The following is a 24,067-nucleotide window of genomic DNA, read 5'->3' on the forward strand; positions in this document are numbered from 1 at the left end:
ATAGTGAGTTTAATCACAAGGATTAGCGTGCATCCTGCAGATACTGCCGCAGCCAGCTTCCGGCCACGCCGGGAGGGGATCGTTTATTCCACAGCAGATCGATGCCGATCGCCCGTGGCCAGCCGGGAACATTGAGCTGTACCAGCGACTTCGCGGCGGCGAATTCAGCCACCAGCGCGCACGGCAGCACGCACCAGCCGAACCCCTGGACAGCCATACTCAGCAGTAACAGGTAGTTCGGCGCTGACCAGACGGGCCCGCGCGCGATCTCAGCCTCGCGCTCAAGGTAGGTGCTGAGCCTCAGTTCCCGCCAGCCGTGCAGCTCGTCGCTCTGCACCTCGTGTTGTCCGGCGAGCGGATGCGTGGTCGCGGCATATATCGCCATTCGGGTCTGCATCGGCAGCCGGGTAGCGCCAATATCCGTAGGATAACCGTCTCGCGCTTCCGTCAGCCCCACCTGCGCGCGCTCCTTTTGCAGCAGATCGATCACGTCCTCTTCCTCGCCAATCAGGCATTCGAACTCCGTGTGGGGAAAGCGAGCGTCAAACTGCTTCATCAGATCTTCAAGCACGTCGGGGTTGAGGGTATCGGAGAGGACAAACGTCAGACGCGCCTCCGTTTGTGCCGTTAACGACACCGCCAGCTCATCCAGCCGCGTGCTGGCGGCGAGGATGGCCTGCACATAGCCCAGCACCTGTTCTCCCTGGACCGTTAACACCGGCTGGCGCGCCGAGCGGTCAAACAGTTCGAAACCCAGATCGGCTTCAAGGTTGGCAATGGAGGTGCTGATCGTCGACTGGCTTTTACGCAGCCTGCGCGCGGCAGCAGAGAAAGAGCCTGCCGCAACGGTCTCAACAAACGCGGTAAGAGCTTCAGGTGAATAGCGCATAAACTATCTACTTTATCGATGGATACTATCTTTAATATATCAGCTTTAGCGATAAAAATAGGCTGCATCAACGCCCATACCGGTGAATAAATGAGGTCTACACTATGCAACATCAGGATGCACTCCAACGTAAGCTGCCGGAGCGGATCTTTCATGCTGTCTGTTTCGAAGGGATTGCCACGGCAATTCTCGCACCCACGGCGGCATGGCTGATGCAGCGCTCGGTGGTGGAGATGGGTGGGTTAACCATTATCCTGGCTACCACCGCCATGCTCTGGAACATTATCTATAACTTCGGCTTCGACCGTTTCTGGCCTGTCCAGCGCGTAAAACGTACGGCAAAAGTGCGCGCGCTGCACGCCCTGGGGTTCGAATGCGGGTTTATTGTAATCGGCGTGTCGATTGTCGCCGCCGTGCTGGGCGTGACCCTGCTTGAGGCATTCACGTTAGAAATTGGTTTCTTCCTGTTCTTCCTGCCATACACCATGTTCTATAACTGGGCATACGATAACCTGCGTGAGAAATTCCTTAAGCGTCGCCAGCAACGACGCGCTCTGGCAGGCTAAACCCCCGCGGGCCGGACGCCTGTTCCGGCCAAACTCCGTCGAAGCAACTGCGCTCTTCAGGCATAACTATGGTAAATTGCACGCCATTCTGATGGTTTGTTAGTTGAAACGTTGCTCTAATGTCGAAAATTTGGTCAAAAGATGAGACTCTCTGGAGTTTCGCTCTCTATGGCACGGCCGTGGGCGCAGGAACGCTGTTCTTGCCCATTCAGCTGGGCTCCGCAGGCGCTATTGTCCTGTTTATCACCGCCCTCGTGGCCTATCCGTTAACCTACTGGCCGCACCGGGCGCTGGCGCAATTTATTCTCTCGTCAAACACAAAAGGTAATGAAGGGATCACCGGCGCCGTCTCCCACTACTATGGTAAGAAGATTGGCAATCTGATCACCACGCTCTATTTCATCGCCTTTTTTGTGGTGGTGCAGATTTATGCGGTGGCCATTACCAACTCGTTAACCGAGCAGCTGGCAAAACACCTGACGGTGGACACCACCGTTCGCGTGCTGGTCAGCCTGGGGGTGGTGCTGGTATTGAATCTGATTTTCCTGATGGGACGGCATATCACGATAAAAGTGATGGGTTTCCTTGTGTTTCCGCTGATTGCCTATTTCCTGTTTGTCTCGATCTATCTCACCGGAGGCTGGCAGCCCTCGTTGCTCACCAGCCAGATGGCCTTCGATCGCCAAACGCTGCATCAGGTATGGATTTCAATTCCGGTGATGGTGTTTGCCTTTAGCCATACCCCGATTATCTCAACGTTTGCCGTTGACCGTCGCGAGAAGTTTGCCGACGGTGCCATGGATAAATGCAAGAAGATCATGAAGGTGGCGTACCTGATTATCTGCCTGAGCGTGCTGTTCTTTGTCTTCAGTTGCCTGCTCTCTATCCCACCGTCCTATATTATGGCCGCCAAAGAGCAGGGGGTGACGATTCTGTCAGCGCTGTCGATGATGCCGTCTTCCCCAGCCTGGCTCGGCATTTCCGGGATTATCGTGGCGATCGTAGCGATGTCGAAATCGTTCCTCGGCACCTATTTTGGGGTGATTGAAGGGGCGACGGAGATCGTGAAGTCGTCGCTAAATCAAGTGGGGATTAAAAAGAGCCGCGCCTTTAACCGCGCGATTTCCATTATGGGAGTGTCGTTAATCACCTTTGCGGTCTGCTGCATTAACCCGAACGCCATCTCGATGATTTACGCTATCAGCGGCCCGCTTATCGCCATGATCCTGTTTATCATGCCGACGCTGTCGACGTATCTGATCCCTTCCCTGAAACCGTACCGCTCAATTGGCAGCCTGCTGACGCTGGTCGTCGGCGTGCTGTGCGTGTCGGTGATGTTTGTTGGCTAGACGTACTCGTGCCCGGCGTGCTGCCGGGCGCGTTATTTAGGCCCGAATATCGTCATATTCCCGCGTCTTATCAAACTCATGCTTCGCAAACGGGCACAACGGAATAATTTTGCGGTTCTCACCGCGCATCTTCTCCACCACTTTCGCCACCAGCTGTTTACCGACGCCCTGCCCTTTCAGGCTCTCATCCACATCAGTGTGCTCGATAATGCTCAGGTGCTCGCCGGTCGGCACGAAGACAATCTCTGCGACCTGATTGCCGTCTGCATCATTCACGTAAAACTTGTTATGGCCTTCCAGAATATCCATGGTTCCTCGCTTATTTTTGGCGATACTTCAGCGCACCGCTCGGGCAGGTATCAATCACGCGTACAACCGTTTCAACGTCCACTTCATCGGGAATGATCCACGGCTTACGTTTCAGATTAAACAGCTTTGCGCTCCCACGCACGCAGTTACCTGAGTGTTTGCAGATCCCGGTATTAAAGTAAACGTCAATTTTCTCGCCGGTATAGGCCCGGTAACCCTCATCCAGTAGTTCTTTATCCATGACATTGCCTCTGTAATTATTATCTTGCTGAATGAAGCATAGCCTTACGGGATCCTGATGGCTATAACGCCGAAAACGAAAAGCCAGGTCACAACTCTTTTCTCGCCAGATTGCGTCCGCTATTGGCACATGTCAGGCTCCGCAAATCTCTCACTTTCATAGGGCTAGCACAGGTTGAATGAAACGCAGACTCTCTTTTCAGGTAAAGCTGTTTTTAGCGCTGGTGTGCTTCTCCTGCCTGCTGTTAGTTCTGCTGGGAACGATCCTGTTTCATTTTATTGACCGACAGCTACACCACGATTTGGGCCAGCGCGCCCGGGTTCAGGCCAGTGAAATCGCCCTGATACCGGGTCTGGCGGAAATGGTGGCAGCCAGAGATATCCCCGGTATCGCCCGCTTAATACAGCCGCTGCGTGCCGAAAGCGATGCCAGCTATATTGTGATTGGCGATACCGGGGAACAGCACCTTTATCATTCGGAATCACCGGAGCGCATTAATTTACCGATGATTGGAGGGGATAATGCGGAGGTGTTAAAAGGCAAAACCATTATTTCCGTGCGTCAGGGTGGGATTGGGGTGTCGCTGCGCAGCAAAGCGCCAATCTTTAATGCGCAGCATCAGGTAATTGGCATCGTCTCGGTCGGCTATCTGACCTCGTATATCGCCAATATTAACGTCCGCATTCTCTGGCAGGCTGGACTGTACGGTATTGCCCTTCTGCTGTTGCTGTTTATTTTCTCCTGGCTGTTTACCCGCAATCTTAAAAAGCAGATGTTCCGCCTTGAGCCGAAAGATATCGCCCAGCTGGTTTTGCAGCAACGCGCGCTATTAGAAGCGATGTATGAGGGGGTATTTGCCGTCAATGAAGAGAAGCAGCTGATTTTAATTAACCGGGCAGCCAGGGAGATGCTGGATATTCATCAAAGTGAGAAAGAACTTATCGGCAAACCGCTGGAAGACGTTCTGCAGACGTCGCCGGGCTTTTTATCCCAGCGCTACGCCTCGGTAAGCGCTGGCCGCCACGACCAGATCGCAGTGCTTAACCAGCGAGAGGTGATCGTTAACCGCGTGGCGATTGAGGTCGAACCGGGCGTTGAAAGCGGCTGGGTGTACAGCTTTCGCGACAAAAACGATATTAACACCCTCAGCAGCCAGCTTAGCCAGATCAAGCGCTATGCGGACAACCTGCGCATTATGCGCCACGAGCAGCTGAACTGGACCGCGACGCTGGTGGGCTTGCTGCAGATGAAACACTATGACGAGGCGATCCGTTACATCCAGGTGCAGTCAGAAGGCGCGCAGCGCGTGCTGGATTTTGTCTCCGCCCATTTTGTCTCTCCGGCCCTGTGCGGGCTGCTGTTAGGAAAATACGTCAGCGCGCGCGAAAAAGGCGTTGAACTGCTGTTTGATCCCGCCTGTCAGCTCACCCGCATGCCCGCCACGCTCAACGAAACGGAGCTGATGTCCATTATTGGTAATCTGCTGGATAACGCGGTGGACGCGACCCTTAAGGCACCGGCCCCCGCGCCGGTGGACCTCTACATTTCTGACCGCAACCAGGAGTTGTTGATAGAGGTGGCAGACAGAGGCTGCGGTGTGGATGAGGCGGTGAAGCCACACATTTTCCGCCAGGGGTTCAGCAGCAAACCGGAAAGTGAAAACGACATTGTGGGTACCGAGCACGGTATTGGCCTGTTTCTGGTGGCAGGCTATATCAGGAAAGCGGGCGGCAGCATAGAGATCGCCGACAACACGCCGCAGGGCACCATTTTTTCTGTGTTTATTCCCAATGGACAACAGCATGACCCGACCACTTGACGTTGTGATCGTTGAAGATGAACCGCACCTGGCGGAACTGCATCGCGAGTATATCGAGCAGAATTTTCATTTGCGCGTGGTGGGCATCGCCGCGTCGATTGAGCAGGCATGCAGCCTGATTCGTCAGCATCAGCCGCGGCTTATCCTGCTGGACAACTATCTCCCGGACGGTAAAGGCGTGGAGCTCATCGATAACCCGCTGCTGAAAAGCTATGAATGCTCGGTGATCTTCATCACCGCCGCCAGCGATATGCAGACCTGCAGCCATGCCATGCGCAGCGGCGCGTTTGACTACCTGATCAAGCCCGTCTTTTTCCAGCGCCTGCACGCCTCGCTGGAGCGGTTTATGCGCTTCGTCCACACCGTGCAGCAGGTGAAAGTGGTCGACCAGCACGCGCTGGATCGTCTGTTTAATCTGCCTGCCGCGGAAGCCTCCATTACGCCGTCGACGAAGGGCATTGAACCCCAAACGCTGGAAAGGATTAAACGCCTGTTCGCCGAACATCCCGACAGCGCGATGTCGGTTGAAGAGGTAGTGGATAACGTGGGGATCAGCAAAACCACGGGGCGTCGCTACCTGGAATACTGCGTGGAGAGCGGGTTAATCATCGTCGAAATGCTGTATGGCAATATTGGTCATCCACGGCGGCTATACCGCAAAGCCGACGATAAACCGTAATCCGAAACCGTTCGCAGGCAAACGTTCGCGGATTTTATGGTGTTAATTGCTGAAACGATGGTGACAGTCACACTTCGGAATCATTGCCCGCGCCTCCCTATTGTCGGAGGCGCGCTTTACGCTATGTTGACAATTAGTTCCTCAAATGTAACTAAAAGGTTAACTATAATGTCGAACACGTTCCGAATTTCTCTGCTTACCGCTACCGTCCTGTTCTCTGCTTCTGCACTCTCTGCCCTGCCGCAGGGCTATCCTGCTGAGTATCAAAAAGTTGTCGATGCCGCCACCAAAGAGGGCAAGGTGGTGATTTACTCCACCACCGACACCAAAGCCGCCGGGCCGCTGATTGCGGGCTTCGAAAAAACCTACCCGGGCATCAAAGTTGAATACAACGACATGAACAGCACCGAGCTGTACAACCGTTTTATCAGCGAACAGGCCTCCGGTGGCGGTAGCGGCGACGTGGTCTGGAGCTCCTCAATGGACACCGGGCTGAAACTCGCCACCGACTACGCCATGGAGTACAAATCGCCGGAGCAAAGTCAGCTGCCGAAATGGGCAGTCTGGAAAGATAAGGCATACGGCACCACCTATGAGCCAGTGGCCTTTATCTACAACAAGCGCCTGATCCCGGCTGGCGACGTGCCGGATTCTCACGCTGCGCTGGCGAAGCTGATTGCCAGCCAGACGGACAAATTCAAGAGCAAAGTCACCACCTACGACATCGAAAAATCGGGTCTTGGCTTTATGCTTTCCGTGCAGGATCACAAGGCCGATCCAAACTACTTTAAAACCCTGGCCGACGTCGCCAAAGGCGGCTTAGCGGTGCAGTCATCAACGGGCACCATGATGGAGAGGGTTTCCTCCGGTGAAAACCTGATCGGCTTTAACATCCTCGGATCCTATGCTGAAGCCCGTGCGAAGAACGATCCTTCTCTCGGCATTTCGTACCCGAAAGATTACACGCTGGTGCTCTCGCGCGTGTCGTTCATCAGCCAGCAGGCGCAAAACAGCAATGCGGCAAAACTGTGGCTGGACTATGTGCTGTCTGAAAAAGGGCAAAGCATTCTGGCCAGTCAGGCGGATATTCCCTCCATCCGTAACGATATCGAAGGCAAAAATGATATTGACGGCCTGACCAAAATCCTCGGTAACGCGCTGAAGCCGATCCCGGTTGACGAAACGCTGCTGGAGTACCTGCAGCCGAAAAAACGCCTGGAGTACATCAAAGAGTGGCGTGCAGCCGCCGCCAAATAAGCGTTCGGGCGCGGCGCACGCCGTCGCGCTCCCTGTCGACTGAGTTCGTTTTATTGGGCTGCAACACCAGGGATACCCCATGAATACATTACGCAGAAAGTGGCAAAGCCTGCCGCGCGGCATCGTCGTGCTGATAACCGCTCTGGTTATCTACACGCCGCTGTCATTTATCGTGATACAGAGCTTCCTGTCCGCTCCGTTCTTTTCTCCGGCAAAAGAGTGGAGCCTTGAATCATTTGGCTTTATCTTCACCGACCCTGATTTCTATAAGGCCCTGAGAAGCGGCTTTATTCTCGCCTTCGGGCTGGTCATTATCGCCATTCCGCTGGGTGGCGTACTGGCGTTTCTGATGGTTCGCACCGACCTGCCCGGCCGCCGCCTGATTGAACCGCTGATCCTGGTCCCCATTTTCGTATCGCCGATGGTGCTCGGCTTTGGCTATGTGGTGGCTGCCGGTCCCGTGGGCTTTCTGTCCCTGTGGGCGCAGGCGCTGATCGGCTTTGTGCCGTGGAACATTTACGATATGTCGAGCATCGTGGTCATTGCTGGCCTGACGCACGTGCCGCATGCCTATCTCTATATTTCATCCGCGCTGCGCAGCGTCGGCTCTGATGTGGAAGAAGCCGCGCGCATTGCGGGTGCCTCTCCGCTGCAGGTGATGACCTCCGTCAGCCTGCCGATGGTGCGCCCGTCGATCCTGTACGCCATCGTGCTGCTGTTCTTCCTCGGGCTGGAAGTATTTGGCCTGATGCTGGTGCTCGGCGATCCGGAAGGCAATATGGTGCTGGCAACCTACCTGTACCAACTGACGAACAAGCTCGGCACACCGTCATATCACCTGATGGCGGCGGTTGCCGTGGTGCTGATCTGCATCACCATCCCGCTGGTGATGCTCCAGCGTCGTCTGATGCGCACCGCCAACCGCTTCGTCACGATGAAAGGGAAAGCCTCACAGGCTCGCGCGTTACCGCTGGGCAAATGGCGCTGGGTTGCCGGGGCGGTGGTTGCCTTCTGGCTCACCGTCACCATCGGCGTGCCGCTGCTCGGCGTGGTGCTGCGCGCGTTTATCTCCAACTGGGGTGTGGGCGTTTCGCTGTGGGATGAGCTTTCGCTGAGCACTTTCCGCACCATCTGGGCACAGCCCAACCTGCTGCGCGCCATCGTCAACTCCATGGCAATTGGGGTGATTGGCGGCGCGCTGGCCGTGGCGTGCTACCTGTTCGTCGGGATTGCGATGCACCGCAAACCGGATAACACCACGCGCTTCCTGGACTACAGCGTGCTGGTGCCGCGCGCCGTGCCTGGCCTGCTTGCCGGTCTGGCGTTCCTGTGGGTGTTCCTGTTCCTGCCGATGTGGCTGGACAACTCGCTGAAATCCGGCTGGCTTTCCGGGTTCGCCTGGACCGACTGGATGCGCGAGAACGTCATCGTCTGGCTGCGTTCGCTGCGCAGCACCATTTTCAGCGTCTGGCTGGCCTATACCGTGGTGTGGATGGCTTACGGGCTGAGGCTTATCTCTTCCACGCTGCTGCAGGTGGGGCCAGAGCTTGAAGAAGCCGCGCGCAGCACCGGGGCGACGCGCGGGCAGATCACCCGTCATGTGACCATTCCCCTCTCCCGCTACGGTCTTATTGGTTCGTGGCTGCTGATGTTTCTGATCTTTGAGCGCGAATACTCAACGGGTGTGTATCTGCTTTCCCCCGGCACGGAGACCATCGGTTCAATGCTGGTTTCCCTCTGGGCCGCGGGTGCCATTGATATCGTGGCGGCGCTCTCTTTCATTAACATCCTGCTGGTCGTGGTAGGTCTGGGCATTGCCCTTCGTTTCGGAGTGAAAATACATGATTGAATTAGCGGTTGACGATCTGCACTTAACCTACGGCGACAATCCTGTTTTAAAAGGTGTCTCCATGAACCTGAAGCGCGGCGAAGTGGTCTCCTTGTTAGGCCCCTCCGGCAGTGGTAAAACCACCCTGCTGCGTGCCGTCGCGGGTCTGGAAAAACCGACGCAGGGGTCGATTGTCATTGGCAACAATAAAGTTTACGACGGCACGCCGCGCAGTGAGATCCCGGCAGAAGAGCGTAACCTGGGGCTGGTGTTCCAGTCCTATGCCCTATGGCCGCACAAAACCGTGTTTGAGAACGTGGCCTATCCGCTCAAGCTGCGTAAAGTTCCGGCCAAAGAGATCCAGCAGCGCGTACAGGACGTGCTGGACCAACTGGGTCTGGGCCATCTTGGCAAACGTCACCCGCACCAGCTCTCCGGCGGGCAACAGCAGCGCGTGGCGATTGGCCGGGCGCTGGTGTACAACCCACCGGTGATTTTGCTGGACGAGCCGCTTTCCAACCTCGACGCCAAGCTGCGCGAAGAGGCCCGCGTGTTCCTGCGCGAGCTGATTATCAAACTCGGGTTATCCGCGCTGATGGTGACGCACGACCAGAACGAAGCGATGTCCATATCCGACCGCATCCTGCTGCTTAACAACGGCAAAATTGAGCAACAGGGCACGCCGCAGGAGATGTACGGCTCGCCGAAAACGCTGTTTACCGCAGAGTTTATGGGCAGCAACAACCGCCTGCACGGCAAGGTCACCGAAGTGCGCGACGGCAGAGCGCGTATCGAAGGGAAAGGCTGGGTGCTGTGGGGCCAGGCCGGTGAAGGGGTACAGAGCGGTAATGACGCCACGGCGGTGATCCGGGTCGAACGCGTGGCGGTGGTTGAGGGGCCAGGGGAAAATCAGCTTGAGCTGCCGCTGCTCACCAGCATGTATCTTGGCGACCGCTGGGAGTACCTGTTCCGCACGCCGGGAGATGATTTTGTCATTCGCGCGTACGGGCATGAGGTTCGGGATCCGCAGCACTGCCATCTTTCGCTGCCGGAGAAGCATGTTTGGGTGTTCCCGAAAAACTGATAAAAAAGGCTGCGTACTGCAGCCTGTTTTACTTTAACAGCGTGAACAACCGTTTATGTCTACGCCGTTGTTAAACATACCCGCTAAGTTATTTAAAATTAAACAAGTTTACTCTGAAGATCTTCCTGTTGTTTACGATAATGTCCGTTCCGCTTATTAACCCTGAGTTGTCCAATGAAGACACGGTCATTATTACTGGCGCTGTTCAGCCTCAATTTAGTTACCGCCTGCAGCGCATCTCATCCGGATAAGGTTGAACAGATACATCATCTGCAGGTTCCGCTAGTTCTACCGGGAGATAAACCGCCTTCCATTCCGGCCTCGCATATTGCAGCGCTTTATCAGGAGAATAAAGTACAGATAGACAGATTATCGGCACAACTGAAATCAGAGTATTTACAGCACGCTACCGCGAAGGATATTTTTACCGAAGATAGCCCCGTTCAGCCGGTCTACGCCTCGCTGACAAAACTAGAACAGCTTGAAATGATTAATCAGCAATACCTGAAAGACAAAAACGTTACCGGCCTGCAAAAGATTAAACTTGCTCTTGATCCTTTAGTTACTTAAATACCAAAAAGCCCAACTGCTAAGCAGTCGGGCTTTTATCATTGAGAGGCTAACAACGATCAATCGTGCTGTCCAAATCGCCATGTCAGGCCTGCTGTTACGGAGCTTACGTCGCTGCTGACGCCAATCTGGTTGGCATTACCCACATTGCTTACCCATTGATATTCGAGGCGACCAGCCAAATTTTTGTTGAACGCATACTCCGTCCCCACCGCGGCAAGCGGGCGAACGCCTGTATCGAAACGATTGTGACCACTTACATCAGATTCTGCCCGATATGCCATCGCACCGGCGCGCCCATAGATATCCCAGCTGTCGGTCACGGCATAGCTGGCTTTTAAGGACATCTGCAGCCCCTGGCTTTTCATTTGTGCGCCCGCACTATGATTGCCTTTAATCTGCATATTTCCTAAATAATCGTAACCACCTTCTACTGCCAGCCAGGGTGTCATCTGATAGCCAGCGTAAACCCCGCCACCGACGTTATTATGATCGATATTATACTGGCTGGAGCCACTGTTATTATCGCTCGCTTTTGAACCGGTGCTGGCGTCAAAATAGTGTGACCAGCCGAATTTAGCCCCGCTGTACCATGTACCTGTATCCGCAGCTGCAAATGCAGTTGTGGCAGTGAATGCGTTAGCAATAATTAATGCAAAAAGTGTCTTCTTCATACAAATCCCGTTTACTCCGTTGAATAGTTTCAGTGAGCAAACGATATCGACAAACGAGAACAACGTGAAATACTTTTCTGTTTAATTTTAAATTTAGAACGACTCCGGTAAATCTCCCAATTCCATTAAATACCCGCCGCGCTTAAATGCGATATATTGACCTTGCTTAAGGGCTGATAATACGTTGAGAATACTGCTGCGTGAAAGAAGCGTACGATCCTGAATATATTCCAGAATGCTGATTCGCATACGCGCCTCTTCGGGCAATAATACCATTTCCTGCAAATAACTGCGAATCACGGAATAGGTACGTTGCTGCACGACCTGCGCATCACGATAAATGAGATACGCCGTATGATACGACAGCAAGGCCGCAACATCTTCCCAGACGCCCTGTTGACGAAATAGCGTAGCTGCTTCATCTGCATCAGCACGTAAAATGATAGACTCTCTTTCTGCACGTAAAATATGCCCCTGTGTCGGCTGAATCATCTCGGCAATGCCGAACAGATGAGGCTCAAAAACGGTCACCAGGAGCAGACCATCAGATGCCCGCAGCAAAGAAAGCTCACCCTCCTGAAAAAGATACATTTGCTGGTGGCCTTTGTGTTTCCAGGTGATCCGTTTACGCGGCACGAGCTTCACTTTTTCCGCGATCGGCTCAAGGATGGCAGTAAGACGTTCAATAGATTGTTCAGGCCGAACGGGAGGTAAAATATTCATGACACCACCTTTTAGCGTTGGGTAATAGCCATTATAGACTACAGCGGTCATGGCTCAGACAAGTATGAGGGAGAAGTGATATCAGATGGAAAAGGATGAGTAAAAAGAAATTTTGTTTATTTTTGGATTTCCCCTCAGAACATTAGTGATATATAACTGATATTTATTGGTGCTTGCTTTAAAACCCATGAAAAACCACGGAGAAAAGACCATTAAAACCTGAATAACCTTGCCTTTTTACGCATCATTTCATTAATGATTATTCTTAACACAGCAATAAACACTTATTATTTCTAAATAATTACGAAACTTAAAAAGGAAATAGGCCGTTCCGGGTTTCGCATTGTATATAAATTCTGACCATTCTCATTCGAGTCCATACATTCCGGTAATTAATATGAGTAAAGTATATTACGCATAAATTAATTTATCAGGCTGTTACCCTGATGAAACCTATGTTCGCCATCTTATCCCCCTTTCCATGATGTTATAAAATGCCATAATATATTAAACTACAATACTGTATTACCTTAAATTAAGGCTTTTTACTACAGGAAGACAGTGTTTCGCCTGTTGTAAAATTGCGAGGCAAATTGCAACACAAGCAAACCTGTGTAACTCACTGGCAGCGCTATGATATTCGCCAGAGATCCCGTGAAATTATTATGGTGCTAATTGTTCCACTCAACAGATCACCAATAGAACCGGGGATATTTTAAGCAGGAAGATGTAAACTGACTCAAGAAAGAGTCGAAGTATCCATGGGGGTTGAAAATGTTTGTGGAGTCAGTTCTTCCAACGGAACCAAAATCACTCAAATATGAATCAAACATATGCCACAGACAGAGCCTACTCACAGCTCCTCATATACAGCCGTTAACAGCGTATGTCGAAAGCCTACGTGAAAGACTTGGTGACAATGTATTCATCCCTGACTTTGATCCTTTAGATGGTGGGATCAATGCCGAATTTATTTTCCTTTTCGAGAAACCAGGCCCCCAAACTGACTTTAGAAACGGTGGTTCTGGTTTTATTTCACGTGATAATAACGATGACACGGCCAAAGCAATTTTTTGCTTTATGCAAAGTATAGGCTTGGATAGAAAACGAACGCTGCTTTGGAATACCATTCCTGCTTGGGATAACTCAAGAGCATACCAGGCTCTACATGTCCGTAAAGGCATTGAAATTCTAGATGAGCTACTACCATTACTACCCAACCTGAAAACCATAATTTTGGTAGGGAAACAGGCCCAGAAAGCGAAAAAAGGACTAAAGGCTCGTGGTTATGATGTTTCAGAATCAGACCATCCCTCACCACTTGTCAAAGCTCGGTATCGTCAGAGATGGGAGCAAATCCCCGCAGCGTGGAAAGATGCAATTTCAAACAAAGATTTTTAACAGAAATAACGTAGAGGAAAATATGCCAATAATTGAATTCATGTTCAATGGGGCTGTGTGCCGAGTATATAAGAACTATGTGACACTGGCTGGAAGAAATTATCAAATGACACAAATTTCTGCTTCACTGAAGGACAGGATCTTCAGCGAACTTTCCAAGCTACATACAGAACCTTTACTAAAGGAGATTAAACAGAAAGTAAAAAAAAGCAAAAAAACAAAACGAGTGAAGGCTGGCAACATACCTTGAAAAACCACCTTCCATCAAGGTGACACAAAATACATACCACAATAAAAGTTTGGCATAACAAGCACTGGATACCAAACCCATTGAATAGCTTAGACTTCAGACAATAGCAACCATAAAGCCCCGTTAGTGGTAAGGAGTCAAGCGGAGCCGTTAGGCGAAAACATCAGTGTTCAGAGGGATCACACCTTATCAGGGTGCTCGTGTACCTTTCGGAGCGTGAGCGAAGCGCTGGCAGAGCCGGATCTGTAGCTACCGGGGCATTACTATTCACCTGTTCACGTGGCTCATAGGGCCACACATCGGGCTTAAATGCGTATGATCAATCTGTTCGGGAGTTATGCCAGGTATGCGGCTTTTTGTTCGTTGTTGTGCTGTCGCGTTAAGAACCAGGAACCACCGCCAGCGTGAAGATATGCTCCCTTGTACCACAGACCAATCATGCGACAGGTACGGGCGTAGAACAATGGGTAGTTTAAGTTGTACCTGCTAAAGCAGGGCTACGTAACTAACTGATAAGTTATAACTTATTGCTTTATCAGGAGATCTGGAGCGGGCGAAGGGAATCGAACAGAACCCCCCAAGAACCGCGAAAGATCTCAACATTGGTAGTTGATAGCGGAGATTGTAGAGGATCATTCTCATGTCTATCAAGGGTCAATCTTATCTATATCCAACTGCGGAAGGGGTCTGGATGTTTCAGATCTTCATTCCGGCGTACATGCGCCACATCTTCGGCGGGAAACGTCTATACCGGAAATCAACGGGAACTAAAGATCTTGCCGCCGCTAAACACTTCCGTAATCACATGCTCATCGAGTGGAAGACACTCAAGGAACAGTATTCCCCAAACACGGAGGAACGGCGCATTCAAAACGCCATAGCCGGATTACATAAGCAAACCACGCTACGCGCCCCACTCCAGACCGTGCCAACATTAACCGCCATACGTGATCAATACGCTGACAGATACAGTGATAAGCGCTCATTCTCGACGCTGGCTAAATCTGCTCGCGCCGTAGAGGTATTTCTCACTTCGCTTGACCGTGCAGACATTCAGGTCACGGAGATCAGACGGTCACAAGTGGCGATGTTTATCAATCAGCAGGACAAGAAAGCCCCCCAAACCGTGCAGAACTGGCTGACGTGCCTGGGAAGTCTGTACGAGTATGCACGGAGAGGTTACGACGACATAGCACCAGATAACCCGTTTCACGGTCACAACCTCGAAGCACGAGCCAGCATTGTAAGCTATGAACCATTTGAAGCTCATCATATGCAAAAGCTACTGGATGCAGCAGAGCCGGAGATCAGGAATATCATAATCATGGGGCTTTTTTCAGGATGCCGCCTTGATGAACTGGCAAGCCTTAAGAAATCAGAGATTCAAACGATGGAAGGTGTACGCTGTTTCTACATCTCGAAGTCAAAGACCAAGGCGGGGGTACGGTACGTCCCTATTCATTCCAGGCTATCTGCGATTGTCGATGAATACCTGAGCCATAGTTACGGCGAGTACCTGTTCCCACAGGCTAACAAGATTAACCGTGCTGACGGTAAGAAAGGCCCGTTCTACTCCCAAGCGTTCACCAGGTTACGCCGCCGAGTATTGCCTACCGCTACAGATCGTCAATGCTTCCACAGCTTGCGCGGGATGTTCATCACCTGCTTAGACCGTGCAGGGGTTAGCGAAACAAGGATCGGGGCCATCACCGGACACACTGAACAGAAAGCGAAAACCGAAGCATTCCGTACCTATTCAAAGGGGGCGAGCATGGAAGAGTTAGCAGGGTATGTCGAATTGGTGGACTACCCTGAAATCTAATTATAGTAACGTTTCAACAAGACCATTATCCTTCCCAGAGTTAGTTAATGAAAGTGTATTATTCATTACAACTTTTCATAAAAAAGTTATCATTATTGTATGCTAAAGAAATTTTGAAAATGGATTAAAATCAACATGATAATTAAACCTAAGATTCGTGGATTCATTTGTACCACCACACATCCGGTTGGTTGCCAAGTCAACGTAAACAAACAAATCGAGTACATCCGCAAAAACGGAAAACTCACTGATGGCCCTGCGCGCGTGCTGGTGATCGGTGCTTCCACTGGTTATGGGCTTGCTTCCAGAATTTCTGTAGCATTTGGCGGCGGTGCTTCCACTGTCGGTGTTTTCTTTGAAAAACCGGGGACGGATGCCAAGCCAGGCTCAGCGGGCTGGTATAACTCTGCGGCTTTTGATGAAGCAGCGAAACGTGAAGGTCTTTACTCGAAAAGCATCAACGGCGACGCGTTCTCCGATGAGTGCCGCGACGAAGTTATCAGCCTCATCAAAGAAGATCTGGGTCAGATTGATTTAGTGGTTTATTCGCTTGCATCTCCGGTAAGAAAGATGCCAAAAACAGGCGAAATTGTTCGCTCTGCGCTGAAGCCAATCGGTGAGGTTTATACCTCTAAAGCCATTGATACCAACAAAGATCAGATCATTACTGCCAGTATCGAACCGGCAACCGAAGAAGAAGTGCGTAACACTGTTACCGTGATGGGGGGCGAGGACTGGGAACTGTGGATTGATGCGCTTAATAACGCTGGCGTTCTGGCTGATGGCGTGAAGACCGTTGCTTACTCCTACATCGGCACGGATTTGACCTGGCCTATTTACTGGCACGGTGCGCTCGGTAAGGCGAAGGAAGACCTGGATCGGGTGGCAAAAGAGTTACGCAACAAGCTGGCTCCTCTCAACGGTGCTGCAAACGTCGCGGTGTTAAAGTCTGTTGTCACCCAAGCGTCTTCAGCTATTCCAGTCATGCCGCTTTATATTTCTATCGTGTTCAAGCTCATGAAAGATCGTGGGATACACGAAGGCTGCATCGAGCAAATTAATCGTCTGATGACTACCAGCCTGTATGGGGGTAATGCCAAACTTGATGACGAGCAGCGAATCCGCATGGACGATCTGGAACTGCGTGAAGATGTGCAGCAGGCGTGCCGCGAAATCTGGCCGACCATTACCGATGAAAATCTGGAGCAGTTAACAGATTACATTGCTTATAAAGAAGAGTTCCTGAAGTTGTTTGGGTTCGGATTCGAAGAAGTTAACTATGAAGCCGATACCGATACAAACATAGATTTTGATGTGAAAACATTAATCTAATAAAAGGGGGCGCAAGCCCCTTATTTTTTCTTAAACTCCGTAGTAACCGTATCACCCTCGGTTTTCTTAGGTGCATTGTTCACTACTTTCTGTTTCACCGTACCGCCTACAGATTTATTTCCCTGCGTTTTAGTTGCAATCACATTAACCGTAGCTTTACTGACAAGCCTGACCTGTTCAAATTCAAGATCGAATTGCATTGCGTATTCAGATTTATAATCGTAGGAGATGCCGGAGAGAATAACATTCTCGTACACTTTATGTTCTGTCACTAATGTGATGGGCTGACGACTGTCAAATATTTGATCGAGATAGGTGATAGCTTGTGATATTCGCGTACCATTAACACCAGCACTGTATAATAAATCTCCCTCAAGTCTGATCGGAGTTTCCGTGATTACTCCAGACATTTTGAATGTATTATTCTTAATCTGAATGTGGTCGCTCACCTCAGCCCCGCTCTCAACGGGATAGCTCGTAATATCAGCCTGTCTACGAACTCCCGTATCTGTTACAGCATCAAAAACTATCGCCTGATAGTTACGAATATAGTTATCAGAGGCTGGGTTATATACCGATGCAAGAATGGTGAATCCGTTTTCACCTTTGGTACGGGTAGCGCTGCTGTTATTACTGTTCTGAGTTGAATTGATTCGGGAGGAATCGCCCCCGATTGTTAAACTTCCTGGTGTTGCCATTTTATTTTATTCCTTACGAAGAGGGGCATTAGCCCCCCGCCCCTTGTCCAGATGAAACAGCCAGCACCATACGCTGATTGTTATCATTGATACGCTGATCAACGGTAGCATTAAGCATGTTTCCAAAAGTTGGATCAGGAGAAATAGTTAGATGGATAAGCCCTTCCGGTAGCTGATTCTGCAACACTACAGGCTGCATGATCGGCGTACTGGCTGGCTTAGCTGGCGCTGCTGCACTCTGTTTCAACATAGAAACAGGAGAGTAATCTCCGTTTGTGCTCTGCGCGTAGCTGCTCACGTCTTTAGCGTCGCTTGTCCCGTTCCACCAATCATGGAATGTATCGAACATGTTCGGCTCATGTGTGCCGTCTGATTTAGGCTGGCTGGCTCCGTAAGCGTTAGCCACAGGATTACTTCCTGGCTGTGCAGGTGCTGACGTAGTGCCGTAATGCTGACTAACGGCCTCTTTAGAGGTATTGTCACCGTTAAGGAGATTCAGCTTGCCTGTGATCCAGTTGGTTAGCTTCATTAAGCCGTCCACTACATCACCCGCCGCTTTTCCTAAACCTTTAAAGAAGGGTAACGCCTCCTGCATAGCTTCCTTAAACTCTCGCATGGTTTCAGGGTCAATCTCTGACATAAATCCTTCGAAGAATGCCAGCTTCTGGCTATCGGAGAGAATGCTAAGCTCCTGGTTAAACTTACGGTAGGCCACAAGTTGATCCTGCTGGGCTTCATCCAGCCACTGCCCGTTACGCTTGAGCACGTCCACCTGATCAGTGATCGCTTTTCCTTGATTAGAAAATGCCTTGTGATACAAGCCTAAATCGTCTGCAAGGTCTTCCAGGTTATGAAGGATTTGCTCTTGTGAATAGCCTTTGCCCTGCATGGTGTTGGTATAGGCAGAAACGAAGCCAAACGCATTGGATTGGTAGGATTTCAGATCGTCTTTAGTGAATCCCATGTTCAGGGCTGTATCTACTGCGGCGTTCCCGCCTTTCCATTTTCCAGACTTCTTATCAAAGGTGCTGTTGGTGTAGCTGTCTGCCAGCTTTTCTGAGATGTCTTTTCCGTTATCGAGCAGCTTCCTCTCCCCTTGCAGCCCCATCCCGCTGTCGATCCCGTTAGCCGTGGCATACTGCGAAAGCGCCTGTAACACGTTATAATCCACCCCGCCCAATCTGCTGCGCTGTACAATCTCGCTGCGCTCTTCCTGTGCGGTTACAGCGTCTTTACCCCATGAATAAGCACCGTAAGCCGCCGCACCGATACCAGCGCCAGCCAGCGCACCAGTGCCTAAACCCATCAGAGAGCCAGAGATAGCCCCTGTAGCCTTACCACCGCCACCAAGAGCGTTAGCCCCTCCCGCTTTTGCCGCTGCCCTACGCTCTGCGTTAATACGTCTGTAGCTCTGCTGAAGGCGTTTGATCTCGCTGTTTTGGCGTTGTAGTGAGATAGTACCTGCTGCATATGCTTTAGTGATCCGTGACGCTGCAAGCGCGGCCTGTGTAAGCTCAACATTGGTAAGGTGTTGCATACTCTTAAAGCTGCTGGCAGTGTCCAATAGCCGCAATTCAGCCCGTTCACGACGAGCCGCCGAACGTGCGGCCTCTTTCGCTGCCTGAGCCTCTACACGGGCTTGCGCCTTAGCTGCCCTTGCCTTTTCTCGTTCATCGTTGCTACGAGGCTTAGAGGCTTTCTTATTCAGCTTGTCTAATTCTCTCTCAGCAGATTTAAGCCCCTGGCTGAATCTCTTCATGTTCAACGTAGGGTCTTTAATGCCTTTGGCTTTCTTCTGAATTTGATCGAAAGCGTCCATAGCTTCCTTCATTGAATTACGATCAACGCTGAATGTCACCGTGTTATTAATTTTACTGATCTGAAGTTCAAGCATGATTATTCACCGCCTTTCTTTTCGTTCACAAGATAATTAAGTGCATCTGATACACTCATTCCTTTGAAAATAAGTTGTCTTAAATGTGAATAGCTCACATCAAGCGCTCTCGATACGGCTGCTAAATTCAGTAGCTGCTCGGCATTTGTATCATTTAGTTGTAAATGCAAGCCTCGACTCTTTAGGATTAGTTCCAATTTCATCTTTCCTCATTTTGGAAATAAAAAAGGGGCAAGGGCTGGCGCATTTGCTTTGCGTGTTCCAGTTCCCTACGCCCCTGATTAAAGCTCTTCTGTTATTTTCCCAGACGTGAAGAGCTAACGTCTATCGCTCATTATTCTGAGACAGTACCGAAGATGATCGCTTGTGGAATATTCACAATTGGCAGATAACTACATTCTGTCGCTATCTCAGGGAAGCCCCAACGCTGATCAACTACAACATACTGGTGATATAGCTCTGCACCTTTGCCCTGTGTGGCATGGCGAACGCCGACACCGCTATGCAGGACGTAGGCATTACTCTCAGGAGCCATTACAGGAAGACTCACGAATGAGTCCACACCGATTTTGTCAGTGATGAGGCTATAGCCTGTCACATCGATCACGGTGACACCGTTTAGTGTCCAGGTTTCGAAAGCAGGGTTTGCACTTTTAGTACGGGTGTAGAAGTTGTCTCCCTGCTCCAGAGGGAGCGTATACACCATGAAGTCTCTCACTGATGGGTGATAGCGTAGCGCTACGGCTGCTTTACCGGAGGCCAGGATCACTACGCCCTGTTTAGCCTGTGCCAACCCTGAGCCAAGTTTCACATTCTGGATTCGTCCAATCTCGCTTAGTTGCTGGAACACGTTAGCACCTGCGCTGATATCCATCGTGTAAGTGGTTTTGCTCCCACCTGCAAGGAAATCTAAATTGCCCTGTCCGGCGTATTGTGACTGCACACGAAGCCCTAACAGCGCCTCTACAAGGTCAACCTCTACGGTGTTACTCACCTGCGCGTATTGTGCATCGCTGAAATCAGAGATAGCCAGGGTGATTTGATCAGCCGTGTCTACTGTTCCACGCGCTTTATACTGCTCAAGGTCACGAGAGGTGACGGAGTTAAGGGAGTTAGTATATTTAAGCTGATACAGCACATTGCTGAATTCTGGACGTTCTGCACTGTTCCAATCGCTTTGAGCGTAGGGCATCTTTTCAGGTGCAACGAGATTTTTCACATCTGTGATTTTCTCAAGAGCGATTGTATTGACGTCGTGGTTCTCAATTTTAAATAACCCAAGATTACTTACAATTGCATTCAACTGAGTAGAGAATGTAAACGGGCTGGCAAAATCGTACATATTGCCAGAAAATAGATCTGAATAAGCCATTTTTATTATTATCCTTAATTAGGTTGTGCGTAGGGCTACTGTGTCGTAGTCTGTGAAAGTAAAGCCAAGAGTTGCTAATTGCGCTTGAGCCAGAGATTTATCCAGACTTCCAAATTCAATGCCAACCAGGGCTAAAATAGTATGTTCTGGAGAAGCTACAATAAACGCCTTATCGCCAGCGCGTGCAGGTTCTACGACAACATACGCAATATTGCCAGGAACGGTAGCTTTCTTACCTGTAGCGTCTACAAGATCACCTACGATAAGGGAATCAGGGATTCCTGTAGCTGTCTTGATCAGCTTATCCTGCATAATTGCATCAGATGCGTAAGCCACTACTTTATATCGGGCGTGGCTGTTATTCCCGTTCAGAGTTTGAAATGTTCCAAATTGCATTGGTTATTTTCCTTTTGCTATTGCTTTTAGTTTTAATCGTTCCTCAAGCCCTGATGATGGGTGAGAACCTTCTTTTGATTTGGTGATAGTGGCGGTAGGCCAGAATTTCTCTGTAGCCTCTCGAATCTCTTCGACACTTACACCTAATACATTCGCCGCTTGTTTCATCATCTTTTCAGAGAGAATAAGAGAAGCACCTTTGTGTGTAATCACACGATCATAATTCATAAGGAACATGAGATTTCCTTCGTATTGTTACTGCGTTCATTAATAACGGAAGTGTTACATGCAGATTGTTAAAAAGGGGCAATTAAGCCCCTGGAGAGATGCCCTTGTTAGAAAGCATTGTTTAACGTCATCGTTTGGGAGGATTATGAAGTTAAAGAATGGTTTCTTGAATAAAATGGAGGGCGCAACTGTTACGAATAACAGAAGTAGGATCGCCCGTCATTGCTCCCACTTCAAAACAGAAACCCTTCTGTCATGGCGAGAAGTGGGAATGGAATTTCTTATCACCACTGGAATAGTAATAAGAGATTACTACATTCATCCTAACGGAATGAATGAGTAAAGAGCGAATGCCCTTTCTGAAAAAGTCGGAGATGCGCGGTGATTGCGATGCAATACCAACACAACGAGATATTACATCCTGCGCATTCCTTCGGAACTAAACAAGACAAAAAGGGAGACGAAAAAACCAACACTTTTCAGAAATAGCATTCAGAGGGAGGGAATGCCGCTATGGGAACGGCATTCTCAAGGAGTGCGTATTGACATACGAGGGTGATTCGAATATTTACCCTATAATTCATTATGACACAAAAAGCACTTATTGTCAAGCGTTTTCGTAACTTTTATGTTACAGTGCATTCTTCCGCGATCTGGATGGCAAGCTCTCCGAGTTCAACGGTGATGTATTGTAGAGAGCAAGCCAGCTCTTCAAGGTCATTAGCTACACGCCAGGCTTCTTCTGGTGTGATAGTGCTGTCTCCACGCTTCACCAGACGCTCTACAACCTCTTGGAGATACATCAGCGCATCAATCCCCTGCTCCGCCTGTTTAGCCGCGCTTAAAAGCGCCTCTGGCGTTCTGTCACGCCATGCATGATTGACCAGTTCAAGAATAGGTAGATGCCAAGTGTTATGGAAAGAATCGAGCAAGGTACTTACTGTGTTCATTGTATTAATCATGTGTGATTTCCTTATCGTCAAAGAGAATGTCAAAGTCTTGTGTGTGCTGGGATAGTCCCCAGGTTTGACAATACCCAACATAATCGGCGTAATGTTCAAATCCTGCTATTTGCCATTTTTTGAGATGACTACTATCGATAATGTATTCTTGTCTACGTCGTGGTTTGTAATAAACCTTATCCGAAGATGCTAAAACATCCTGCAATAGTTCAAACTCTAATCCAGTTGGTACTACTGCGGGATATTCTTGAATAGTTGTCACCATCTCCCCAGGAATAGATTCTCGTGCGAAATCTTGTAGAGATGAAGTGAATTTATGTTTTCTGATGCGTGTGGCTTTTTCTATTCTAACGAGCGTAGATCTATTTTGTTTTCTTGTCATTAAATCCTCGTAGAGGGAAACTTCCTTGTCTTGTCATGACGTACAATCCGTACAGCACAGCCCACCACCATAAAGCAGTAATCATAAAAGTTTCCCGATTGTTGTTATTTAGTCGTAAGTGTAATGTCGCAACCTTTACCGCGACCAGGTTTGATTAACGTAGTAGTTAGATAACCATTGCGGCGGAGCTTGCGAATCGCACTGGATACAGTTGCCACACAGATCCCCAACACTATCGCTATTGATTCCTGCTTCACATTTGTTAATGATGACAGTGATTCGAGGTGCATTAATACCAGACGTTCCGAAGGAGACAGATTCTTATCGTGAAGATGTGGGGATGACATTTTACATTCGATCTCTTTCGGTGGCTTCATCGCTGCATTGAATAGCGTAACAAGAGCATTAGCGTAACTTGATTCACCTCGTTCAGCGTAAACATCTACAAGTTCTTGTGCTTGTTCGAATGCAACGCCTCTTTCAACTTCTGGATTTAATAAACTGGCAAGATGAATGATGTTAAGATCACGTTCGTTGTATTGTTTGGGTATAACCGTTTTCAGCATAAATGTTCTATTTCCTCGTAGATTGATTTAAGTTTGGGGTTGATTGTATAGTCCAGGTATCCATGAATGAGCATCCATCTTATTTTCGGATGTTGTGAAACAGGTAGATTCTTTTCAGGATTCTCCCATTCATCCCGATACACGCCGATTGAGACAGGGTTAACGGCTTCGATTTCTATTTCTCTGGCTGGGGGTGGTGTAGATTTCTTCTTCGTTACTGCCTTTGGCTTTTCCCGTTTTGGAATAGGTTTAGTTTCTTCCGTTATTTCGTCAAACTCGCACATCGGATCTGCTTTGGCCTCTTTGCGTTGCTCCTCTGGCGCTATGTCTTCTTTAACTTTGCCAAACACGGGATGTTTCAGACAATCGACCCATTCCGGCGCGGAATCTCGTTCCATCGCATTACGATCACGTTCAAAGGCGAAGTTTTCCGGCGTGAGTGGCGTTATAGTCCATTGGTTTGAGCGCTTTGGCTTATTACTGGCGATCAGTCCGATTTTCTTCAACTTTGCAACAATGCGTGTTGCTGTTGCCGAACTAACACCAATACTTGCACCAAGCTGATCAATATCATCGTAATAAGTGCCGCCCAACTCTATCGCAAAGCGATAATAACGATGGCGCATTCTGACGTAAAACTGCTTATCAGCAGGAGAAAGGAACTCTGTTACGCCTGTTTTAAGATTGGTGATCCTGGTGCATTCGTTAAATGCGTCTTCGGTGTTGGTGAAACTAAAAGCCTTACTGTTTATAATGTCAGTCATGTTTGGGTGTAT

26 protein-coding genes are annotated in these 24,067 nt (G+C 49.7%); 11 read left to right on the forward strand and 15 right to left on the reverse strand.

Annotated elements, in window-relative coordinates:
* Nucleotides 1-22: 22 nt before the first annotated feature.
* Nucleotides 23-889: a LysR family transcriptional regulator gene (locus ACMWL8_RS18970; protein ID WP_045260917.1), complete on the reverse strand. Its 867-nt coding sequence runs from the start codon at nucleotides 887-889 to the stop codon at nucleotides 23-25.
* Between the two features lie 104 nt (nucleotides 890-993).
* Between ACMWL8_RS18970 and ACMWL8_RS18975 the strand changes: the two genes are divergently transcribed.
* Both ACMWL8_RS18975 and ACMWL8_RS18980 read left to right on the forward strand, forming a co-directional pair.
* Nucleotides 994-1,455 (forward strand): multidrug/biocide efflux PACE transporter, encoded by a 462-nt coding sequence (locus ACMWL8_RS18975; RefSeq protein WP_041908370.1) that lies wholly within the window; start codon nucleotides 994-996, stop codon nucleotides 1,453-1,455.
* Between the two features lie 119 nt (nucleotides 1,456-1,574).
* Nucleotides 1,575-2,804, forward strand: a complete 1,230-nt coding sequence (locus ACMWL8_RS18980) for an amino acid permease (protein WP_045260918.1) — start codon at nucleotides 1,575-1,577, stop codon at nucleotides 2,802-2,804.
* Nucleotides 2,805-2,840: 36 nt separating this feature from the next.
* Here the strand turns inward: ACMWL8_RS18980 and ACMWL8_RS18985 are convergent, their stop codons facing one another.
* Together ACMWL8_RS18985 and yjdI are read right to left on the reverse strand one after the other, a co-directional pair.
* Entirely contained in the window at nucleotides 2,841-3,113 is a 273-nt protein-coding gene (locus ACMWL8_RS18985; protein WP_045260919.1) for a GNAT family N-acetyltransferase, read from the reverse strand.
* A 10-nt stretch (nucleotides 3,114-3,123) separates the two neighbouring features.
* Complete coding sequence (gene yjdI / locus ACMWL8_RS18990; protein ID WP_041908367.1) at nucleotides 3,124-3,354, reverse strand: 4Fe-4S mono-cluster protein YjdI; 231 nt, start codon at nucleotides 3,352-3,354, stop codon at nucleotides 3,124-3,126.
* Between the two features lie 178 nt (nucleotides 3,355-3,532).
* Between yjdI and ACMWL8_RS18995 the strand changes: the two genes are divergently transcribed.
* The 6 genes from ACMWL8_RS18995 to ACMWL8_RS19020 all read left to right on the forward strand — a co-directional run bounded on the left by ACMWL8_RS18995 (nucleotide 3,533) and on the right by ACMWL8_RS19020 (nucleotide 10,591).
* On the forward strand, nucleotides 3,533-5,173 hold the full coding sequence (locus tag ACMWL8_RS18995; RefSeq protein WP_045260920.1) for a sensor histidine kinase: 1,641 nt from the start codon (nucleotides 3,533-3,535) through the stop codon (nucleotides 5,171-5,173).
* A complete protein-coding gene (locus tag ACMWL8_RS19000; RefSeq protein WP_120266877.1) occupies nucleotides 5,157-5,852 on the forward strand; it encodes a response regulator in 696 nt (231 codons plus the stop codon). Before ACMWL8_RS18995 ends, ACMWL8_RS19000 begins: the two co-directional genes overlap by 17 nt.
* A gap of 168 nt (nucleotides 5,853-6,020) precedes the next feature.
* Nucleotides 6,021-7,109 (forward strand): ABC transporter substrate-binding protein, encoded by a 1,089-nt coding sequence (locus tag ACMWL8_RS19005; RefSeq protein ID WP_045260922.1) that lies wholly within the window; start codon nucleotides 6,021-6,023, stop codon nucleotides 7,107-7,109.
* A gap of 79 nt (nucleotides 7,110-7,188) precedes the next feature.
* Nucleotides 7,189-8,958, forward strand: coding sequence for an ABC transporter permease (locus ACMWL8_RS19010; RefSeq protein WP_045260923.1), 1,770 nt, complete (start codon nucleotides 7,189-7,191; stop codon nucleotides 8,956-8,958).
* The gene (locus ACMWL8_RS19015; RefSeq protein ID WP_028014309.1) at nucleotides 8,951-10,021 is read left to right on the forward strand and encodes an ABC transporter ATP-binding protein; all 1,071 of its coding nucleotides are present in this window, start codon (nucleotides 8,951-8,953) and stop codon (nucleotides 10,019-10,021) included. Before ACMWL8_RS19010 ends, ACMWL8_RS19015 begins: the two co-directional genes overlap by 8 nt.
* Nucleotides 10,022-10,195: 174 nt before the next feature.
* A complete protein-coding gene (locus ACMWL8_RS19020; RefSeq protein WP_045260924.1) occupies nucleotides 10,196-10,591 on the forward strand; it encodes a hypothetical protein in 396 nt (131 codons plus the stop codon).
* 59 nt (nucleotides 10,592-10,650) lie between these two features.
* Here the strand turns inward: ACMWL8_RS19020 and ACMWL8_RS19025 are convergent, their stop codons facing one another.
* Nucleotides 10,651-11,265 (reverse strand): outer membrane beta-barrel protein, encoded by a 615-nt coding sequence (locus tag ACMWL8_RS19025; RefSeq protein ID WP_045260925.1) that lies wholly within the window; start codon nucleotides 11,263-11,265, stop codon nucleotides 10,651-10,653.
* A gap of 93 nt (nucleotides 11,266-11,358) precedes the next feature.
* Nucleotides 11,359-11,988, reverse strand: coding sequence for a helix-turn-helix domain-containing protein (locus ACMWL8_RS19030; RefSeq protein WP_045260926.1), 630 nt, complete (start codon nucleotides 11,986-11,988; stop codon nucleotides 11,359-11,361).
* A gap of 774 nt (nucleotides 11,989-12,762) precedes the next feature.
* Between ACMWL8_RS19030 and ACMWL8_RS19035 the strand changes: the two genes are divergently transcribed.
* The 3 genes from ACMWL8_RS19035 (at nucleotide 12,763) to fabV (ending at nucleotide 16,793) form a co-directional block, all read left to right on the forward strand.
* Nucleotides 12,763-13,389: a uracil-DNA glycosylase gene (locus ACMWL8_RS19035; protein ID WP_082071013.1), complete on the forward strand. Its 627-nt coding sequence runs from the start codon at nucleotides 12,763-12,765 to the stop codon at nucleotides 13,387-13,389.
* Between the two features lie 890 nt (nucleotides 13,390-14,279).
* On the forward strand, nucleotides 14,280-15,461 hold the full coding sequence (locus ACMWL8_RS19040) for a tyrosine-type recombinase/integrase (protein ID WP_023309080.1): 1,182 nt from the start codon (nucleotides 14,280-14,282) through the stop codon (nucleotides 15,459-15,461).
* Between the two features lie 135 nt (nucleotides 15,462-15,596).
* Nucleotides 15,597-16,793, forward strand: a complete 1,197-nt coding sequence (gene fabV / locus ACMWL8_RS19045; RefSeq protein WP_023309081.1) for an enoyl-ACP reductase FabV — start codon at nucleotides 15,597-15,599, stop codon at nucleotides 16,791-16,793.
* A 20-nt stretch (nucleotides 16,794-16,813) separates the two neighbouring features.
* Here the strand turns inward: fabV and ACMWL8_RS19050 are convergent, their stop codons facing one another.
* The 10 genes from ACMWL8_RS19050 to ACMWL8_RS19095 all read right to left on the reverse strand — a co-directional run bounded on the left by ACMWL8_RS19050 (nucleotide 16,814) and on the right by ACMWL8_RS19095 (nucleotide 24,055).
* Nucleotides 16,814-17,491 (reverse strand): phage baseplate protein, encoded by a 678-nt coding sequence (locus tag ACMWL8_RS19050; protein WP_023309082.1) that lies wholly within the window; start codon nucleotides 17,489-17,491, stop codon nucleotides 16,814-16,816.
* Nucleotides 17,492-17,519: 28 nt separating this feature from the next.
* Complete coding sequence (locus ACMWL8_RS19055; protein WP_023309083.1) at nucleotides 17,520-19,385, reverse strand: hypothetical protein; 1,866 nt, start codon at nucleotides 19,383-19,385, stop codon at nucleotides 17,520-17,522.
* A 2-nt stretch (nucleotides 19,386-19,387) separates the two neighbouring features.
* Nucleotides 19,388-19,588, reverse strand: coding sequence for a hypothetical protein (locus tag ACMWL8_RS19060; RefSeq protein WP_224310681.1), 201 nt, complete (start codon nucleotides 19,586-19,588; stop codon nucleotides 19,388-19,390).
* Nucleotides 19,589-19,719: 131 nt separating this feature from the next.
* Nucleotides 19,720-20,757: a major capsid protein gene (locus tag ACMWL8_RS19065; protein WP_023309084.1), complete on the reverse strand. Its 1,038-nt coding sequence runs from the start codon at nucleotides 20,755-20,757 to the stop codon at nucleotides 19,720-19,722.
* An 18-nt stretch (nucleotides 20,758-20,775) separates the two neighbouring features.
* A complete protein-coding gene (locus tag ACMWL8_RS19070) occupies nucleotides 20,776-21,153 on the reverse strand; it encodes a hypothetical protein (protein WP_023309085.1) in 378 nt (125 codons plus the stop codon).
* A 3-nt stretch (nucleotides 21,154-21,156) separates the two neighbouring features.
* On the reverse strand, nucleotides 21,157-21,390 hold the full coding sequence (locus tag ACMWL8_RS19075; RefSeq protein ID WP_023309086.1) for a hypothetical protein: 234 nt from the start codon (nucleotides 21,388-21,390) through the stop codon (nucleotides 21,157-21,159).
* 617 nt (nucleotides 21,391-22,007) lie between these two features.
* Nucleotides 22,008-22,343 carry a hypothetical protein gene (locus tag ACMWL8_RS19080; protein WP_023309087.1) on the reverse strand — a complete coding sequence of 112 codons (336 nt, stop codon included), beginning with the start codon at nucleotides 22,341-22,343 and terminating at the stop codon, nucleotides 22,008-22,010.
* Entirely contained in the window at nucleotides 22,336-22,725 is a 390-nt protein-coding gene (locus tag ACMWL8_RS19085; protein WP_032667926.1) for a hypothetical protein, read from the reverse strand. Before ACMWL8_RS19085 ends, ACMWL8_RS19080 begins: the two co-directional genes overlap by 8 nt.
* Nucleotides 22,726-22,829: 104 nt before the next feature.
* Nucleotides 22,830-23,291, reverse strand: a complete 462-nt coding sequence (locus ACMWL8_RS19090; protein WP_032653285.1) for a helix-turn-helix domain-containing protein — start codon at nucleotides 23,289-23,291, stop codon at nucleotides 22,830-22,832.
* Nucleotides 23,285-24,055: a hypothetical protein gene (locus ACMWL8_RS19095; RefSeq protein WP_023309088.1), complete on the reverse strand. Its 771-nt coding sequence runs from the start codon at nucleotides 24,053-24,055 to the stop codon at nucleotides 23,285-23,287. The genes ACMWL8_RS19090 and ACMWL8_RS19095 overlap by 7 nt, the downstream gene beginning before the upstream one ends.
* Nucleotides 24,056-24,067 lie beyond the last annotated feature (12 nt).

Source organism: Enterobacter sp. 04-C-12-SI-ECC (assembly GCF_047530715.1).
GTDB classification, from domain to species: Bacteria; Pseudomonadota; Gammaproteobacteria; order Enterobacterales; family Enterobacteriaceae; genus Enterobacter; species Enterobacter bugandensis.